This is a genomic window from Paraburkholderia sp. JHI2823 (assembly GCF_038900695.1).
Classification (GTDB): domain Bacteria; phylum Pseudomonadota; class Gammaproteobacteria; order Burkholderiales; family Burkholderiaceae; genus Paraburkholderia; species Paraburkholderia mimosarum.
Genome location: NZ_JAYMRY010000217.1, coordinates 1 through 493 on the forward strand (window position 1 = coordinate 1; position 493 = coordinate 493).

Here is a 493-nt window from a genome sequence, read left to right on the forward strand (position 1 = left end):
CTTATATGGTGCGCGACAGCATCGGCGTCGAGTTGATTCTTGGTACTTCGCGTCATCATCTGACGTCGACTCTGGGCGACCTTGGCGGCGTCACCGTGCTACCGCCGACATTGCTATTGCAATATCGTTTTAATCATGAAGGAGGCATTCGACCGTATGTTGGTGCGGGACTCAATTATACGCTCTTCTATAACAACGGATTGCACGCGGGAGGTCTACCTGTCTCCATAAAGAATCACAGCGTTGGTCCGGCACTGCAGGTCGGGATTGACGTGCAAGCATCAAAGAGTCTTTTCTTCAACGTCGACATCAAGTAGATCTGGATGAAGACGGTCGCTTCACTTGGTGGCTCGTCAATTGGCACCTTGCATATCGATCCGCTGATCGTTGGTTTTGGCGTCGGTATGAAGTTCTAGACGTTGCGGATCTCAAGCGTCAGACGGTTCAGTGAAGGGCTTGCTGGTTTCGCTCCCGGGACTAGCCAGCGAAAGAC

General features: G+C 52.1%; 1 pseudogene. It reads left to right on the forward strand.

What is annotated here, in order from left to right:
- A pseudogene (locus VSR34_RS38365) lies at positions 1-416 on the forward strand (OmpW family outer membrane protein); the annotation flags it as partial.
- Positions 417-493: the final 77 nt, after the last annotated feature.